General features: G+C 60.0%; 13 protein-coding genes and 1 CRISPR repeat array. Of the genes, 10 read left to right on the forward strand and 3 right to left on the reverse strand.

Annotated features, from left to right (window positions below; all coding sequences use genetic code 11):
* Positions 1-21: 21 nt before the first annotated feature.
* Entirely contained in the window at positions 22-1,488 is a 1,467-nt protein-coding gene (locus CXU21_RS00105) for a cell division protein FtsZ (protein WP_180972556.1), read from the forward strand.
* A complete protein-coding gene (locus CXU21_RS00110) occupies positions 1,488-2,876 on the forward strand; it encodes a DUF6056 family protein (protein ID WP_102724583.1) in 1,389 nt (462 codons plus the stop codon). Before CXU21_RS00105 ends, CXU21_RS00110 begins: the two co-directional genes overlap by 1 nt.
* Before the next feature lie 16 nt (positions 2,877-2,892).
* Positions 2,893-3,260: a CRISPR direct-repeat array (repeat unit 33 nt; unit sequence GTTTCAATCCACGCATCCCGTATGGGATGCGAC).
* Between the two features lie 308 nt (positions 3,261-3,568).
* On the opposite strand, the gene CXU21_RS00115 is transcribed toward CXU21_RS00110, so the two are convergent.
* Together CXU21_RS00115 and CXU21_RS00125 are read right to left on the reverse strand one after the other, a co-directional pair.
* Complete coding sequence (locus tag CXU21_RS00115; protein ID WP_102724584.1) at positions 3,569-4,552, reverse strand: metallophosphoesterase family protein; 984 nt, start codon at positions 4,550-4,552, stop codon at positions 3,569-3,571.
* Positions 4,553-4,869: 317 nt separating this feature from the next.
* On the reverse strand, positions 4,870-6,093 hold the full coding sequence (locus CXU21_RS00125) for a saccharopine dehydrogenase family protein (protein WP_102724585.1): 1,224 nt from the start codon (positions 6,091-6,093) through the stop codon (positions 4,870-4,872).
* Between the two features lie 210 nt (positions 6,094-6,303).
* Between CXU21_RS00125 and CXU21_RS00130 the strand changes: the two genes are divergently transcribed.
* Positions 6,304-7,269 (forward strand): thioredoxin family protein, encoded by a 966-nt coding sequence (locus tag CXU21_RS00130; RefSeq protein WP_102713782.1) that lies wholly within the window; start codon positions 6,304-6,306, stop codon positions 7,267-7,269.
* A gap of 271 nt (positions 7,270-7,540) precedes the next feature.
* On the opposite strand, the gene CXU21_RS00135 is transcribed toward CXU21_RS00130, so the two are convergent.
* On the reverse strand, positions 7,541-9,679 hold the full coding sequence (locus tag CXU21_RS00135; RefSeq protein ID WP_146016865.1) for an alpha-L-fucosidase: 2,139 nt from the start codon (positions 9,677-9,679) through the stop codon (positions 7,541-7,543).
* 144 nt (positions 9,680-9,823) lie between these two features.
* Here CXU21_RS00135 and CXU21_RS00140 point away from each other — a divergent pair, with 144 nt between their 5' ends.
* The 7 genes from CXU21_RS00140 (at position 9,824) to CXU21_RS00170 (ending at position 16,676) form a co-directional block, all read left to right on the forward strand.
* A complete protein-coding gene (locus tag CXU21_RS00140) occupies positions 9,824-11,683 on the forward strand; it encodes a peptide ABC transporter substrate-binding protein (protein ID WP_102724587.1) in 1,860 nt (619 codons plus the stop codon).
* Positions 11,684-11,688: 5 nt separating this feature from the next.
* Positions 11,689-12,603: an ABC transporter permease gene (locus CXU21_RS00145; protein WP_102724588.1), complete on the forward strand. Its 915-nt coding sequence runs from the start codon at positions 11,689-11,691 to the stop codon at positions 12,601-12,603.
* On the forward strand, positions 12,600-13,556 hold the full coding sequence (locus tag CXU21_RS00150) for an ABC transporter permease (RefSeq protein WP_102713774.1): 957 nt from the start codon (positions 12,600-12,602) through the stop codon (positions 13,554-13,556). Before CXU21_RS00145 ends, CXU21_RS00150 begins: the two co-directional genes overlap by 4 nt.
* A gap of 19 nt (positions 13,557-13,575) precedes the next feature.
* Positions 13,576-13,938 (forward strand): DMT family protein, encoded by a 363-nt coding sequence (locus tag CXU21_RS00155; protein ID WP_102713772.1) that lies wholly within the window; start codon positions 13,576-13,578, stop codon positions 13,936-13,938.
* Positions 13,939-14,006: 68 nt separating this feature from the next.
* On the forward strand, positions 14,007-14,228 hold the full coding sequence (locus CXU21_RS12035) for a hypothetical protein (RefSeq protein ID WP_146016686.1): 222 nt from the start codon (positions 14,007-14,009) through the stop codon (positions 14,226-14,228).
* A 242-nt stretch (positions 14,229-14,470) separates the two neighbouring features.
* Entirely contained in the window at positions 14,471-15,652 is a 1,182-nt protein-coding gene (gene tyrS / locus CXU21_RS00165; protein WP_102724589.1) for a tyrosine--tRNA ligase, read from the forward strand.
* 37 nt (positions 15,653-15,689) lie between these two features.
* A complete protein-coding gene (locus CXU21_RS00170; RefSeq protein ID WP_102713766.1) occupies positions 15,690-16,676 on the forward strand; it encodes a bile acid:sodium symporter family protein in 987 nt (328 codons plus the stop codon).
* The last annotated feature ends 26 nt before the right edge of the window (positions 16,677-16,702 follow it).

The raw sequence follows: 16,702 nt of genomic DNA on the forward strand, positions 1-16,702 counted from the left end.
TCTCTATCCCAATCAAAAACCATGCTGGACTTTTCTCCCCAGGCCCCGTCCGGATTATCCGGAAAAATCTGCCTGTGCGGCATCGGCTCCGCAGGAACCAAGGTGATGGAGGAAGTGCTGCTGCTGGCTCCGCAGGAGGTTTCCGTGTGCGCCATGAACCTGGACGCCCGCCTGCTGAACGCCTCAGCCGTTCCGTGCAAGGTCCATCTGGGGGCCAGGCTTACCCGGGGGCTGGGTTCCGGCGGGGATGCCTCCGCAGGGGCGCAGGCTGCCTGTGAAAGTGAATCCTCCATCCTCCGTGCGCTGGAAGGCAGTGCGCTGACCGTCCTTGCCGCGGGGCTGGGAGGCGGGACGGGCTCCGGCGTGGCGCCGGAAGTGGCGCGGCTGGCCAAGGAGCAGGGCTCCTACGTCGTCAGCGTCGTTATCCGCCCCTTCCGGTTTGAGGGGAAACGGCGCGCTGCCCAGGCGGATGAAGCTTTATCCCGGCTGGCCCTGTATTCCGACATGGTGCTGCGGTTTGACAATGACGCCATGGAAAGCCTCATTGACCCTGACAGGGGAGTGCTGGAAGCCTTTTCCGTGGTCAATGCCCTCATTGCCCGCGCCGTGCTCATCGTGCCGTCCCTGCTGAACTCTTCCGGAAGCCTGCTCCGCGTGGGGCTGGATGACCTGCTCCGCGTGGCCGGAACGGGGAAGGGAATCTGCTCCTTCGGCGTAGGGGAAGCGTCCGCGGACACTTCCACGGCGGACATGCTGGACCAGGTCCGGCACTCTCCCCTTTTCCTGGAAAAACGGCTGGGGGAAGTGGATGACGTTCTGGTGCTGGTGCGCGGCGGCAGTTCACTGACTTTGCGCCGCCTGGAAGCCCTGGCGGGCGGAGTGGCGGAAATCCTGGGGAATGGCGTGCGCCTCCATATCGGCGCCTCCGTGGCGGAGCAGCCGGAAGACCGCCTGTCCCTGACCGTGCTGGGCGTGGTGCCCGTGGAGGAACCGTCGGGTTCTCCCGCTCCTGCCCCCGTTCTCCGTCAGGAAACAGCGGCTCCGGCGGTACTTGTACCGGAAGAAGAACCTTTTATCGGAGAGGGGAAAACCCTCATTCAACCTGTTGCTCCTTCTGTTGCCTCTGAACCGGAACGGCGTCCGGAGCCGGAACCTCCCGTTGCCGTCCCCTCCGTTCCCCCCGTCGCCAGAAGGGATGACCGTGAACTGGAAGAAGAACTGGTGCCCGTCAGGCCTGTGCCGGACGTGGAGGAAACGCCCCCGGAATCTGCTTCCGTTGCGGAAGCGTCCGGAGCGGCTGGGGAACCGGAAGAAGAGCTTCTCCCGGTTCCGGACATCAAGGCGCTGGAAGAAGGAACTCCTCCGGAAGAAGGAGAGGAAGAACGCGCAGGACACGGGCTGTTTGCGCGGGTGCGCCCCCTCATCCTGGACGGGGAAGACCTGGATCTGCCCCCGGCGCTGCGGAAAAAGAAACCGGACCCGAGCTGATGCCCTCCCCCCGTACGTCCCGGGTTTGGTTTTGGGCGCTGGTTGCCGCCGCCCTTCTGTATGTGGCTCTGGTCAGTTGGTGGAGTCCGCTTACCTCTGACACGTACCACCATGCCCTGACGGGCATGGAACACCGCTTCTCCTTCAGCCTGGTCGGGGAACGCTGTGCGGCATCCTACATGACCTGGAACCCCAGAATCGGGGAATACCTGGCGTTTGCCGTGGCTACGGCGGGCAAATGGCTCTTCATTCTGGTTAATCCCTTTATCCAGGCGGGCATGGCGCTGATGATGTTTTATCTGGCCGCCGGGCGCAGGGTGGACCCCCGTTCCTGGCCGGACGTCCGGCTCTTCGGATTGGGGCTGCTCCTGCTTTTCACCTGTACGGCCCGTCCCGGCGTCACCATTTACTGGCTCTCCGGCGCAACCAATTATTCCTGGGCTGCCGCCCTTTGGCTGGGCTTCCTGTGCCTGTACCGCGGACTGCTGGAAAAGCGGGAAGACGGCTGGAAAAAGTGGACCGCTGTGCTGGCGCTGGGCTTCCTGGCGGGCATGACCAATGAAAACAACATTCCGGGCACCTGGCTTCTGCTGGGAGCCTTGTTCATCTTCGTGCGCCTGGTTCGGAAAAGAAAACTTCCGCTGTGGTTTTATGCGGGTTTGGCGGCGCAGGTGGCGGGTTCCCTGTGCATGCTGCTGGCTCCCGGCGTTTCCGCCCGGATGAACTCCGCCGCGCCCGGCTGCGCGGAACCGCTCTCCGGCGTGTGGGACAGGCTGGAAGCCGTTCCCGTGCTTCTCCTCCGGATGCATGAATACCTGGCCCTTCCCCTGCTGCTGGGCGCGGCTGCTGCCTGGATACTCTGGAAATGCTTCCGCCGGGACCGGAACTCCCTGCGGCCATGGAAAACCCAGATTGGAGCGGCTGCGGCATATATTTTGACGGCATACGCCATGGCTCTCTCCTTTGCCGCCGCCGTTGTTCCGGCGGACCATGCCATGTTCTCCGCCACCCTGCTGTTCGGCATTGGCGTGCTGGCACTCCTCCGTGCCTGGTACGGCATTCCCTGCGCCATGCCGCGGCCCCGTATCTTTACAGCCGTTTTTCTGGTTCTGTCCGGACTGTGCGTTCTCTCCACCCTTCATGACCACCTGCTCCTGTTCCGCCAGCATGAAAAGCGCGTCCGGCTGATTCTGGAACAGAAAAAGGCAGGCGTTCAGGAGGTCGTTGTTCCTTCCCTGTTGCCTCCTTCCCCCTGGTGCTCCTTCATCTTCTGGGTGGACCTGTCCCAAAACCCGGATGACTACGTCAACCGCGGAGCGGCCATGTATTACGGGATCAAGAATATCCGCACATTTGATGCAGTATCTGACGGAAAGTCTCTTCCATAATTCTGGCGGACGGCTCATTCCAATCCACGCACCCCGTGTGGGATGCAACCGGGAAAAATGCTAAGTATTTTGAGTTCAGCAAAGTTTCAATCCACGCATCCCGTATGGGATGCGACGAGGAGAATAATGGAGAGGAGGGCGAGGAGCTGTGTTTCAATCCACGCATCCCGTATGGGATGCGACGTATCCCCTCCCCACATTACTCGTGCTGGGACGAGTTTCAATCCACGCATCCCGTATGGGATGCGACCCCAGTACGATGTACGCGTTGCCAAGGTGTTGTTGTTTCAATCCACGCATCCCGTATGGGATGCGACAGCGGGAGCGCGGTTGCTGGCGCGGGAGGATGAAGTTTCAATCCACGCATCCCGTATGGGATGCGACGGTTTGGAAGTTAACAGTTGATGGTCAGTGGTGCAGTTGCCGTTTTGCGCCAACCTGTTATCGTGCTGTTATTTTCAAGTCCGTAGTTTTTATTCCAATGATGTCAATGTACTTAAATCAAGGCTTTATGAAAACCGCCGGTCTGCCGGGAATTTCCTGTGAGCCTGGGGTTGGCGCAAGCAGGGGGAAGGAGGCTTCATCTGCCCTCATCTGCCTGCTGGCCGCGTTGGGTTCAAGTTTATCCGGAACGGGTGAAGGAGTCCAGTTTCCTTTCCCGTATGGAGTTGGGGCCGCGTAGATTCCGGTTTTTAATTCATCGGAATCCCGTAGGAGTGCAGTTTTTTGAATTCGCCGCTTTTGGGGCCTTCGTCGGTAACGCCGTTGTTGGGGGCGGCGTAGGTGTCCAGCGTCATGGAGTCCGGGTAGATGTTCAGGATGTAGTAGGCCGTGATGCCGGAGCGGTATTGCAGGGTTTTTACCCGTGATCTTGCGGGAAGCAGGAACGGGGCGGGGAGCACCTTGTTGCCGGCGGGGGCGCAGATGAGGGAGGTGAGGGTGTTTTTTCCGTCCGGGGAGGTGATCATGTACAGGTCATGCGCGTGCAGGTGCCCGGTGACGACGAAGCGGACGCCCGCCTCCCGCAGGTTGCGGTAAAAGATGTTCTGCTGTTCCGCCGCACTGTCATTATAGCGGCCCCACAGGCATTCCCGGAATTGCATGGGCGTTTGCAGGGTGCGGTGGGTGAAGACCAGGCAATGGCGCGGTACGGTGTTGGCCTTGCTCCTGTTCTTTTTGATCCACGCGCTGAAGTCCACCATCTGGTCCGGGGCTAGGTCAACGTCCATGAAGTACAGGGAGGCGTTTTTATGGCGGATGCCGTAGTTCAGTTTTCTGGTTGCCAGGCCCCTGGCTCCCTGTTTCCGGGTGGGCAGGAAGAGTTCCCTGAATTGTTCCGCACGGAGGGGGATGGATTCATGGTTGCCGCGCACGGCGTAGAAGGGGATGCCTTTTTCCTCCAGCATCTTGTTGAGTTCCTTGCGTTTGGCTAGCCCGTTGACGGGGGCGCTTCCCTCAATGTCCGCCATGTCTCCCACCTGGATGACCATGTCCACCTGGTGTTTCAGGATTTCTCCGTACAGGGTTTTGATGAAGTTGACGGCTACTCCTTCGCTTCCTTCCATGCGCCTGGGGGAGTCATGCGTGTCGCCGATGATGGCGATTCGCCACGGAGCCGGTTCCTCCCCCTGCACCGTTTGAAACAGAAAGATAAGAAATAGCGCAAGATATTTCATGGCACCCCGTTTTTACAGCCCGTTTGCTTTTCCTGCCAGCAAATTATGCCTGCGGCGGAAAAACACCGTGCGGAGTTTCTCTTTTTCTTCCCGGGGAGGGCGGTTTCCGGTGCGGACGGGAAGAAGCCCGTATTTTTACAGGTATGGAAATAGCCTCCGTTTACCGGAAGGGCCATCATCCGCCCGCAAAGACGCGCCTGCGTTTATTTCCCGTCAAAAGGAAGCCTGGCGGACGCGCGGAAGGACGGAAAAGCCGGGCATGGAACGCTCCATGCGCGGCTTTCGATGAAGTTTGCGGCTCCTGCCGGAGTCCGTTATCAGTGGACTTGCAGGGCTTTGGCCTGTTCTTCCGTAAGCTCCACGCACTGCCAGGGAAGGCCGCGCTTGTTGAGTTCATCCATGAAGGGGTCCGGATCGTTCTGCTCCATGTTGAAGACGCCCGCACCGGACCATTTGCCCGTGAGGATCATTTCCGCGCCGATCATGGCCGGAACCCCCGTGGTGTAGGAGATGGCCTGGGACCCCACTTCTTCAAAGCATTTTTCATGGTCGCAGATGTTGTAGATGTACACGGCCTTGAATTTGCCGTCCTTCACGCCGGTGATGACGTTGCCGATGCAGGTTTTCCCCTTGGTCGTCTTGCCCAGGTCCCCGGGGTCCGGCAGCACGGCTTTCAGGAATTGCAGGGGAATGATTTCCACGCCGTTGTACATGACCGGGTCAATGCGGGTCATGCCCACGTTCTGCAGCACTTCCAGGTGCTTGAGGTAGTTCGGGGAGAAGGACATCCAGAATTGCGCCCTGCGGATGGTGGGGATGTGCTTGACCAGGCTTTCCATTTCCTCATGGTACATGCGGTAGATTTCATACGTGCCCACTTCCTGCGGGCAGGTGAAGCTCTGGTGCATGCTCATGGGGGCGGTTTCCCGGAAGGCGCCGTTTTCCCAGTGGCGGCAGGGGGCCGTCACTTCCCGGATGTTGATTTCCGGGTTGAAGTTGGTGGCGAAGGCCTTGCCGTGGTTGCCGCCATTCACGTCAATGATGTCCAGCGTATGGATTTCATCAAAGTGGTGCTTGAGCGCCCACGCCGTGAAGACGTTGGTGACGCCGGGGTCAAAGCCGGAGCCCAGCAGGGCGAAGAGCCCAGCCTTGCGGAATTTGTCCTGGTACGCCCACTGCCAGGAGTATTCGAATTTGGCTACGTCCCGGGGTTCATAGTTGGCGGTGTCCAGATAGTTGACGCCGGTTTCCAGGCAAGCGTCCATCAGGGTGAGGTCCTGGTAGGGAAGGGCCACGTTGACCAGCAATTGCGGCTTCACCTCCCGGATGAGGGCCACGGTGGAGGGCACGTCGTCCGCATCCACGGCATGGGTGGTGATGCTGACGCCCGTTCTGGCGCGCACGTCGTCCGCAATGGCGTCACATTTGCTTTTCGTGCGGGAGGCCAGATGAATGTTTTGAAAGATTTCCGGCAGCTGGGCGCATTTGTTGGCCACTACATGCCCTACGCCGCCTGCTCCAATGATTAAAACCGTGTTCATGATATGCCCAGTACATAAGTGAAAACACGCTGAAAGGCAATCACGGATTTGGTACGGTAATGACACGCCTTTCCATGGGGCGGAGGATTGTTCCCTCCGCAGGAGGGGCCCGTTTTTCCTGCGGAGGCACGTCATTTTGGAAATTTTCCAAAAATGATTGAACAGGAGATTGACGCAGGCTGTCCGATTCTTCAATATTGAATAATAGATATGATTAGACAAATTCTGCCAATAGTTGTTGCCGCCTGCGTTGCTCCCTGTTTTGCCGCGGAAGGCTGGATTACCGATATGGATGCCGCCAAGAAGCAGGCAGCCGAACAGAAGAAGGATCTCATGATTGAGTTCACCGGTTCCGACTGGTGCCCGCCCTGCATGCAGCTCCGCGCCAACGTGTTCAGCAAGCCTGATTTCCAGAAGGAAGCCTCCAAGGACTTCGTTCTGGTGGAGCTGGATTATCCCCGTAACAAGGAACAGTCCAAGGAAATGAAAGCCGCCAATGACAAGCTGGCCCAGCAGTACGGCGTGCAGGGATTCCCGACGATCGTGTACGCGGATGCTTCCGGCAAGCCGTTCGGCGGTTTTGTGGGCGGCCGTTCCAAGGAAGACGTGATGAAGTCCATGCAGGATGCCTTGAAGAATAAGGAAGCCCTGCAGGCTGCCGAGGCCAATGTGGCCAAGGCTACTACGGATGAAGCCAAGGTTGCTGCCCTGATGGAAGTGCTCAAGCTGGCTCCCCAGGATTATGTGGATACTTTTTACGGCGATGTGAAGGCGGAAATCAAGAAGCTGGACAAGGATGACAAGTCCGGCCTGAAAGCCGCGGACGCCCACGCTGACCAGCTCAAGAAGGAACAGAAGAGCGTGCAGGATTACCTTGCCGGCAAGCTGACGGACAAGACCACGCCTGCGGAAGCCCTCCAGGTGGTGAAGGCCTATCCGGACCGTGACAAGCTCCTGCCGGAAACCCAGCAGGATTTGTTGATGATGGAGTTCGGCACTTACCTGAATTCCACCGGTGACGTGGACGGCGCCGTGCTGATTCTGGACAAGGTTGCCGAATTGGGGCCGGGTTCTGAGGCCGGTCAGCGCGCTCCCCGCATCAAGGCAGGCATCCTTGCCAACAAGGACCAGATCAAGGCCCAGATTGACGCCGCCAAGAAGGCGCAGAGCAAGTAATCTACGCCCCCTTTCCCTTATTCACTGATTAAGGAAAACGGCCCCGCTGCGGTTTCATCCGCGGCGGGGTTTTTATTTTCCGGAGGCGTACCGTTTGCAGGAATGTGAGGAGGACAGGGGTGTTCACCAGGGCTGGAAACCCGCGTTTCCAGCAGTACTGGCCATCCGGGGACAGGAGGGATGAATTGTTTTCCAGAGTAGAAAAGCCGGTCCCGGCGTGAGGCCGGGGCCGGCTTGGCTGAATACTCTCTCCCAACAGGAGAAAAGGGGGTTATTGGAGTTTGATGACGGTGTCCAGGCTGTCCCAGGTTACGCCCGCGGGCAGCGTGATTTTGTATTGGCCGTCTTGCTTTTCCAGCTTGGCGGCTTTTCCGTTTCCGTTGCCGTTCACGATGACGGTTGCTTTCGTGAATTTATCCCCAAGGTCCTTGATGAACAGCGGTTCGGAGCCTTTCAGGGCTTTCCCGTCCTGGGCGATCAGCGGGCTGACGTGGAGATAGACAGTCTTCTTTCCGCTGGCGTCTGTCTTGTAGCAGCTTCCGCCCCAGGGCTGCTCAATGTAGGGACCGCCGCGGGTGTTGTAGATGGCTTCCCGGTAGGGGGCTATCCATTTGCCCATGGACAGGAAGATATTGGCCTGTTCCGGGTCAAAGGCGCCCAGCGGCGTGGGCCCGATGTTGTAGAGCAGGTTGCCGTCCTTGACCGTGTTGTTGATCAGGAATTTGATGGATTTTTCCAGGGGAACGGTTTTTGCCTTGGAGGTGTAGGACCAGTTTCCCGTCCAGCGGGTGCCGGGAATGTTGGCCACCGTCATGCAGCTTTCCCACGGGGTTTTGCTGTTGAACGGCCCCAGCTTGCATTCAGGCGTCAGGAAGTCGCCCTTGAGTTCCTCCAGCAGGTCCTCCCTGTTGCCGCCGCCGCGCGTTCCGTTCATGCGGTTGTTGATCAGGATGTCCGGCTGGTATTGCTTGATGCGCCGCACCATGGTGCGCGGGTCCCACTGGTTGAGGGAGCTGTTGCCCAGGCTGTCAAACCAGAGGACATCCACCTGGCCGTAGCGGGTGAGCAGTTCGCTGAGCTGCCCGAAGTAGTATTCCAGATAGCGGTAGTGCTGGCTGGTCAGGTAGCAGGGGTTGAACCAGTCGCGCCCGGAATAGTAGAAGCCCACTTTTAGCCCGGCGGCACGGGCCGCCGCCGCAAACTGCCCCACGATGTCCTTTTTATAAGGGGTGGCGGCAATCGTGTAAGTATCATAGACGGACGGAAAGTTGCTGAATCCGTCGTGGTGCTTGGTGGTCAGCACGGCGTATTTCATGCCGCTTTTTTTGGCTATGGACATCCACTTGCGGGGATTGTACTGTACGGGGTTGAAGTTCCGGTAGGCGGAGTCATATTCAAAGTCCACGATGTTCTTGTGCCCGCTGGCGCTGTCTTTGGGCCGGGCCGCATTGCGTTCCCAGCTGATTTCCCGTTCCAGCAGGGAGGAGGGGTTCCAGTGCAGGAACATGCCGAATTTGGCGTTGCGGAACCACTGGAGCTGTTCCTCGCTGGCCTTGAAGTCAAAGAGCTGGTTTACCGCTTCATTGATCAGGTCGCGGTCTTTCACGGGGGAGAATACGTCTTTTTCCGGCGTGAGGATCACCAGGCCTTCCGCCATGGGCTGCATGCGGAAGTTGTCCACCGGGGCGCGGTTTTCGTCGCCCAGCCAGAGGTTGAGCTTGAGCGCCCTGGCTACATTGCCCAGTTCGTAGGCCTTCTGGCCTCCGGCTTCCTCCATGATTTCATCCGGCAGTTCTTTCTTGAAGACGGCCTGGATGAAGGGCTGGTTCAGGTAGATTTTTCCGTTTTCACGGAAGGGGCGCAGGTTTTCCGGAATGGCTGTCCGTTCGTTGCGCACCATGGCGTAGGGGGAGGCGTGCAGATTGCCTGTTTCCACGGTGAAATAGACGGAGTCCTTGAGTTTTTCCTTCAGTTCTTGTTGAAGGTCCGCCACGTTTTCATGATAGGGTTTGCCGGAGTCAAAGCGGTTGGTGATGCCTTCCGCCTGTTCTTCCGTCATGACGGGGCCTATCCAGGCGCTCGCAATGGCATCCTTCGTCCCGGCTCCCACGATGATGCGGAAGTATTTTCCGGCGTCCTTGTCTGTCAGGGTGTAGGATTCCGCGTCCGCGCCCTGCCGGACGAGCACGGGTTTCCCGTTTCTGGAATCGCTCTTTTCCCAGCGGATGACGGGGGTGGGGGATTCATTTTCCGGGGCGGTGTAACGGCTTTCCAGCGTGGAGCCTGTGATTTCCTCCCCTTCAATGTAGGCTCTGGCATAGGGCGCCGTGTTCGCCGCCTGGGACGGCGCCGCAAACATGGCCGCCGCCAGCGCCAGAAGACAAAATAAGTGCTGCTTGAATCTGAACATGGCAAAAATGTTATTTTTTTGTATCCCGAGAACAAGATTCAAGTGCCGCGGCAGGGCAAAAGACCAGAAGCGCGGGTTTTGCGCACTTCCATTTCTTTAAGGTGAAGCCTTGCACGGAGAACGGAAACCTGACAGAATCCGCCCATGCGCCTGTTCATGATGTTCTGTGTGATGCTTCTGCTCGCCGGATGCGACACGCGCACCAGCGTGGAACGGGCGCAGGAGGAAGGCGTTCTGATTGTGGGCAATAATACGGAGCCGCAGAGTTTTGACCCCCACATCGCCACCTCCGTTTCCGATTTCAAGATCATCAATTCCGTGATGGAGGGACTGTTGCGGGGGGATTCCAGGGATGACGCCGTGTTCCATCCCGCCGTGGCGGAGTCCTGGACGCACAATCCGGAAGCGGACAGGTGGCGTTTTTCCCTGAGGAAGGATGCCGTGTGGAGCGACGGCGCGCCGCTGACGGCTCATGATTTCGTGTATGCCTACCACCGCCTGCTTCATCCAGAGTTTGGCGGACGGTATGCGGATATGCTTTATCCCCTGAAGAATGCGGAGGCTTACAACAGGAACCGCCGCAGCCTGGTTTTATGCGGCCCGGGTTCCCGGTTTGCCGCGGAAAACGGGTTGAGTGACGCGCTGCTGGACCGGGTGGACTGGCGCGGGCTGGATGCCTTGGGAGCCCCGGAGTGGGAGGAGCTGCAGCGCAACCCGTCCCGCATGGCATGGCCGGAGGGCATGCCGGAAGAGGCTGTGCGGAGGATGGCGGCCCTCATGCTGGAGGATGCCCGGTCCGGGCGCCCGGATTTATGGGATGCCGCCGGTGTGGGAGTCCGCGCCCTGGATGATCATACCCTGGAGCTGGCGATGCGCTCCCCCATGCCCCAGCTCCCCCTGCTGCTGCTTCACTGCACCTGGTTCCCGGTCCCCCGGCATGCGGTGGAGGCCCACGGCGGGATGATGGACCGGACGGGCGGGTGGACGCGGCCCGGCTCTGCGGTGGGGAACGGCCCTTTTCTGATGGCGGAGCACCGTTTCAATGATTATGTGGAGGTAAGGCGCAATCCCCGCTACCGGAATGCCGGAGCCGTGCGCCTGAACGGAGTGCGTTTTCTTCCCACCGTGAACGGCTTCACGGAAACACGCATGTTTTTCAACGGCAAGCTCCATGTGACCAATAACGTGCCTCCGGAGATGACGGCGTACGCGCGGGAGCGGGGGAAGGGTGACTTTTGCCAGGATGATTATTACGTGACTATTTTCTACCGGCTGAATACCGGCCGCGTTCCGCTGAATGACGCCCGCGTGCGCCGGGCTCTTTCCCTGGCCGTGGACCGGGAGGCCCTGGTGCGCGACGTGGTGTGCGGGGGCGGCCAGCCGTGCTTCGGCTTTACGCCGGACGGCGCGGGCTACAAGACGCCGCACGGGGTGGAGTTTAATCCGGAGAAGGCGCGCGCCCTGCTGGCGCAGGCGGGTTTTCCCGGCGGGAAGGGGTTTCCCCGGCTGGAGCTGATGACCACGTCCCGCGAGGTGCAGAAGACCATGGCGGAGGCCATCCAGGGCATGTGGAAGAGGCATCTGGGCATTCACGTGGACATCCGTTCCTGCGAGTGGACGGCCTACAAGTTCGCGCAGAACTCCATGCAGTATGATTTCAGTTCCTCCTCCTGGTCCGGGGATTACCTGGACCCGTCCAGCTTTCTGGATTTGTGGAGCGCTGCCTCCGGAAACAATAATACGGGGTGGTCCCGTCCGGAGTACGAACGGCTGCTGGCGGAGAGCCGCGCCACGGGGGACCAGGAGAAGCGCATGGCCCTGCTGGCCCGCGCGGAAGCGCTGATGCTGTCGGAATCCCCGGTGATTCCCCTGTACTGGGCCAAACGGTCCTACCTGAAGAGGCCGGAGGTGCAGGGGTGGCACCCCCTGCTGCTGGACAACCATTTGTTTGAAGACATGAGCCTGGGGGCTCCCCCGGCGCATGGGAAGGAGGCCGCGCCGTGACCAGGATGATTCTGAAACGCCTGGGGCAGGGGCTTCTGGTGCTGCTGGTGCTGGAGACAGTGACGTTTTTCCTGATACGCCTGCTGCCGGGGCACCCCTTCATGGGGGAGAAGAAGCTGCCGGACCACGTCCTTCAGCAGCTTCAGGCCAGTTACGGGCTGGACCAGAGTTCCCTGGTGCAGTACGGGCGCTACTGGTGGAATATGCTGGTTCACGGCGATGTGGGGCCGTCCCTGGTGAAGGAGGGAATCAGCGTGGCGGACATGATCGGGCAGTCTTTCCCGGTTTCCCTCCAGCTGGGGGTGATCGGCATGGTGATTTCCATTCTGGTGGGCATTCCCGCCGGGATCGTGGCCGCCCTGTACAAGAACCGGTGGATGGACTGGTGGGTGATGCTGGTTTCCATGGCGGGCATCTGCATTCCCGCCTTCGTGGTGGCTCCGCTGCTGGGCGTGGGCCTGGGGATGAACGTGCCCGGCCTGAGCGTGGCGGGGTGGGATTCACCGGGCTGCGTGGTTCTGCCCGCGCTGACGCTGGGGCTGGTGAACGCCGCTTATCTGGCGCGCCTGACGCGCGGCGGCATGCTTGAGGTGCTGGGGCAGGATTTTATACGCACGGCCCGCGCCAAGGGGGCCGGACCCTTCCGCATGGTTTGGAAGCACGCCCTGCGCGGCGGCCTGATTCCGGCCCTTTCCTACCTGGGGCCGGCTTTTGCCGCCATGATTACCGGCTCTTTTGTGGTGGAAACCTGTTTCCAGGTTCCGGGCATGGGCCAGCACTTCGTGAACGCCACCACGGACCGGGATTATTTCCTGATCCAGGGGCTTGTCCTGTTTTACGGCATTCTGATTGTCGCGGCCAATCTGGCCGTGGACCTGGTGCAGATGGCCGTCAACCCCAGATTGAGAACGGAGTCATGAAGAGCGGGAAGTGGAACAATACGGAGGAGCAGGGCTCCTCCCTGTGGAAGGACGCCTTTCTGCGGCTTTCACGGAACCGCGCGTCCATGTTCTCCCTGCTGGCGCTGGCGCTGATTGTGGCGGCCTGTTTCCTGGGGCCTCTCCTGCCGTGGCTGCCGCATCCGAATGTGCAGGACCTGGCGCGCATAGCGGAAAGCCCTTCCTGGGAGCACTGGTTCGGTACGGACCAGCTGGGGCGTGACCTGCTGGCCCGCGTGCTGTACGGAGGCCGCATTTCCCTGCTGGTGGGCGTGGTGGCCACGGGCGTTTCCCTGGTGATAGGCGTGACGTACGGGCTGGTTTCCGGCTATGCCGGGGGGCGGCTGGACTCCCTGATGATGCGCCTGGTGGATGTGCTCTTTGCCCTGCCTTTTATTGTTCTGGTCATTATTTTCTCCCTGTCCGTGGAGGAACCCGCCCAGCGGCTGACGCAGTGGGTTTCCGGCGTCACGGGCTGGTCCGTGGAGATGGTGAGCCCCATGACCGGGCTGATTCCCCTGTTCATCGCCATCGGCGCGCTGGGCTGGCTGACGCTGGCGCGCATCGTGCGCACGCAGACGCTGGAGCTGAAGGGGCAGGAGTTTGTGGAGGCGGCCCGCTCCCTGGGCATCGGCCACATGAAGATTCTGTTCCGCCATATTGCGCCGAATTTGTTCGGGTCCGTCATCGTGTACACGACGCTGGCCGTTCCCGGCATCATGCTGCTGGAGGCCGTCCTGTCCTTCCTGGGGCTTGGGGTGAAGGCGCCCAATTCCTCCTGGGGCACGCTGATCAAGGAAGGGGCGGACCGCATGGAGGTGAGTCCGGAACTGCTCCTGTTCCCGGCGCTGCTGTTTTCCGCCACGCTGCTGGCGCTGAATTTCCTGGGGGACGGCCTGCGGGACGCCCTGGACCCCAAGTCTTCCAGGGATTGACGTTGTTGAATTAAAAAGAATGAAAGTTGCGTTAACGATCTCCATGCTGGTCATCTCCAATGTCTTTATGACGTGGGCGTGGTACGGGCATTTGAAGAAGGGTTCCCCGGCGGATGACAAGCCGCTGATGCTGATTATCCTGATGAGCTGGGGCGTGGCGTTTTTCGAGTACTGCTTCCTGATTCCCGCCAACCGCCTGGGCAATGCGGGCGGCCTGAACGTGGCCCAGCTCAAGATCATGCAGGAGGTCATCACCCTGTGCGTGTTTATTCCGTTTGCCCTGTTCTACATTGGGGAGAAATGGAAGTGGGATTACCTGTGGGCCTTCCTGTGTGTGCTGGGGGCCGTGTTCTTCGTCAACAGGGAGCGCATGCTCGGGTGACAGACGTGACAGACTTTTTTCATTCATATTCCTCCTGCGGAGTGGTCTCACCATTCAGAAAGATGAATATGAAAATAATACCCATTCTTGCCGCAGCAACTGTAGCCGTTCTGGCCGCAGGGTGCCACCACCACGATAACGACTATTACCGCCCCGGTCCGTCGCACCATTACAACCATAATCATAATAATGGCTGGCATGGCAACCAGAACCGGCCCAGGCCCCACCAGCGCCCGCATTACGTTACCGCCAATGAGGCTTCCTATCCCCGGCTGTACCAGCTCATGTAGGTGAACCGGTCCTCCGCCGGGAGGAGGATTTCTTACGGATGGCGTTGTCCGGAAAGGGCCGTGAAGAAGGGCTGTGCTGAAATGCAGTTTCCCGCGCCTTCCTAGTCCATGCCCGGCGGCGCGCCGCCCGGTTTCAGGAACAGGGGCGGGTTCTGCGGGGCTCTTGGGCGGGCCTGGCGCTTCGCGCACAGGATATAAGCTTGAAAAGGCGCGTCGCCCCCGGCACTCTATGCGCCAGATCGATGACTATAGATGAGCAACTGGATATATTGATGGGCGGTACCGCCGTCGTGATCAGCCGTGAAGAATTGAAGGAGCGTCTCAAGCTGGGGCGTCCCCTGCGCGTGAAGCTGGGCGTGGACCCCACCGCGCCGGACATTCACCTGGGCCACACGGTGGCTATTGAAAAACTGCGCCAGTTCCAGGAATTGGGCCACCAGGCCATTTTGCTCATCGGGGATTTCACCGCCACCATCGGGGACCCTTCCGGCCGTTCCGTCACCCGCCCCCCCCTTTCCCGCGAACAGGTGCTCTCAAATGCGGAGACGTACACCAAGCAGGCGTTCAAGATTCTGGACCGTGACAAGACGGAGATCGTCTACAACGGGGACTGGTTCCGCAAGATGACGTATGAGGAAGTGCTGAAGCTCAATTCCCGCGTCACCATGCAGCAGATGCTGGCCCGCGAGGATTTCAAGGCCCGCGTGGAGGGCGGCAAGGAAGTGCGCCTACATGAGATGCAGTATCCGATCATGCAGGGCTGGGATTCCGTGGAAATCCGTGCGGACGTTGAACTGGGCGGTACGGACCAGTTGTTCAATATCCTGGTGGGGCGCGACCTCCAGAAGGAGGAAGGCATGCTGCCCCAGATCGCCATGACCATGCCCCTGCTGGAAGGCCTGGACGGCGTGCGCAAGATGTCCAAATCCTACGGGAATTACGTGGGCGTGGATGAAGCGCCGGAAATGATGTTCGGCAAGATGATGAGCGCCAGCGATGAGCTGATGGACCGCTATTACCTGGTCCTGCTGGGCGAAAAGCGGGATATGGGCCTGCATCCCATGGAAGCCAAGAAGCTGCTGGCCTGGAAGATTACGGCCCGTTATCATGATTCCGCCTCCGCGGACACCGCCCGCGCAGACTGGGAGACCCGTTTTTCTAAGAGGGACCTGGCCGCCGCAGACCTGCCGGAAGTGGAGATCGCCTCCCTGCCTGCCGGCATGAACGCGCTGGCCCTGGCGGCCTTCCTGTTTGAGAACGTTTTCCAGGTGAAGAAGTCCAACGGAGTTCTGCGCAAGGAACATTTCACGCCCGGCGCCATCCAGTTGAATGACGTGAAGGTGACGGACCCTGCCGCCGTGCCGGAACTGGCTCCCGGCAGCGTTCTGCGCCTGAGCAAGAAGCACGCCGTGCGCTTCAAGTAGGGAGCCGGAAACGGCGTTCACCTTTCTTCATGCCTCCATGCCGGGATTCCTTTCCAAATTGGACCGTTTTACCGTTGGCCTCATCGTCAGCGTGAGCGCGGGGATTCTGATTCCCTGTTCCGGCGTGTGGGATACGGTGTTCAGCCGCCTGAGCGATGCGGCCATCATCCTGCTCTTTTTCCTGTACGGGGCCAAGCTTTCCCGCCGTTCCGTGTGGGAGGGGCTGATGCACTGGCGGCTCCAGGGGCTGGTGGCCGTCAGCACCTTCGTGATTTTCCCCCTGCTGGGGATTTTAAGCATCCCCGTTTGGAACAGCGTGCTGGGGCCTGATCTGTGCATGGGCATGCTGTACGTGTGCATGCTGCCCTCCACGGTGCAGTCCAGCATTGCCTTTACCTCCATGGCCGGGGGGAATGTGGCGGCGGCCATTTGCTCCGCTTCCGTCTCCAGCCTGCTGGGGGTGTTCCTCACGCCCCTGCTGGTGGGGCTGGTGTGGTCCCGCGGCGGAGAAGGGGGCGTGGATTTCTCCACCTTTCTGAACATCTGCTATATTATTCTGGTGCCCTTTGTTGCGGGACAGCTCGCCCAGCGCTGGATAGGCAAATGGGTGGTCACGCACAGGAACATCACTTCCTGGACGGACCACAGTACCATCTGGCTGGTGATTTACACGGCGTTCAGCCACGCCATGATCAACGGCGTGTGGAAAAACCTCCCCTGGCTGTCCCTGGTGGAGGTGCTGGTGTTCTGCGGCATTCTTCTGGCTGCGGCCCTGTGGCTGACGGCGTTCCTTTCCCGCAGGCTCCGTTTTTCCCGTGAGGACCGCATCGCGATCATTTTCTGCGGCTCCAAGAAGAGCCTGGCAACCGGCATCCCGATGATGAACGTGATCTTTGCCGGAGCCCCCATCGGCCTGCTGGTCATTCCCATCATGGTCTTCCATCAGCTCCAGTTGATGGTGTGCTCCTTTCTGGCCCGGAAATGGGGGAAGGATGTAGGCAGGAAGGATGGGGACCTTTTGTAAATTGATTTTTCCTGCGCGTTGCGCCG

Source organism: Akkermansia muciniphila (assembly GCF_002884975.1).
Classification (GTDB): domain Bacteria; phylum Verrucomicrobiota; class Verrucomicrobiia; order Verrucomicrobiales; family Akkermansiaceae; genus Akkermansia; species Akkermansia muciniphila_C.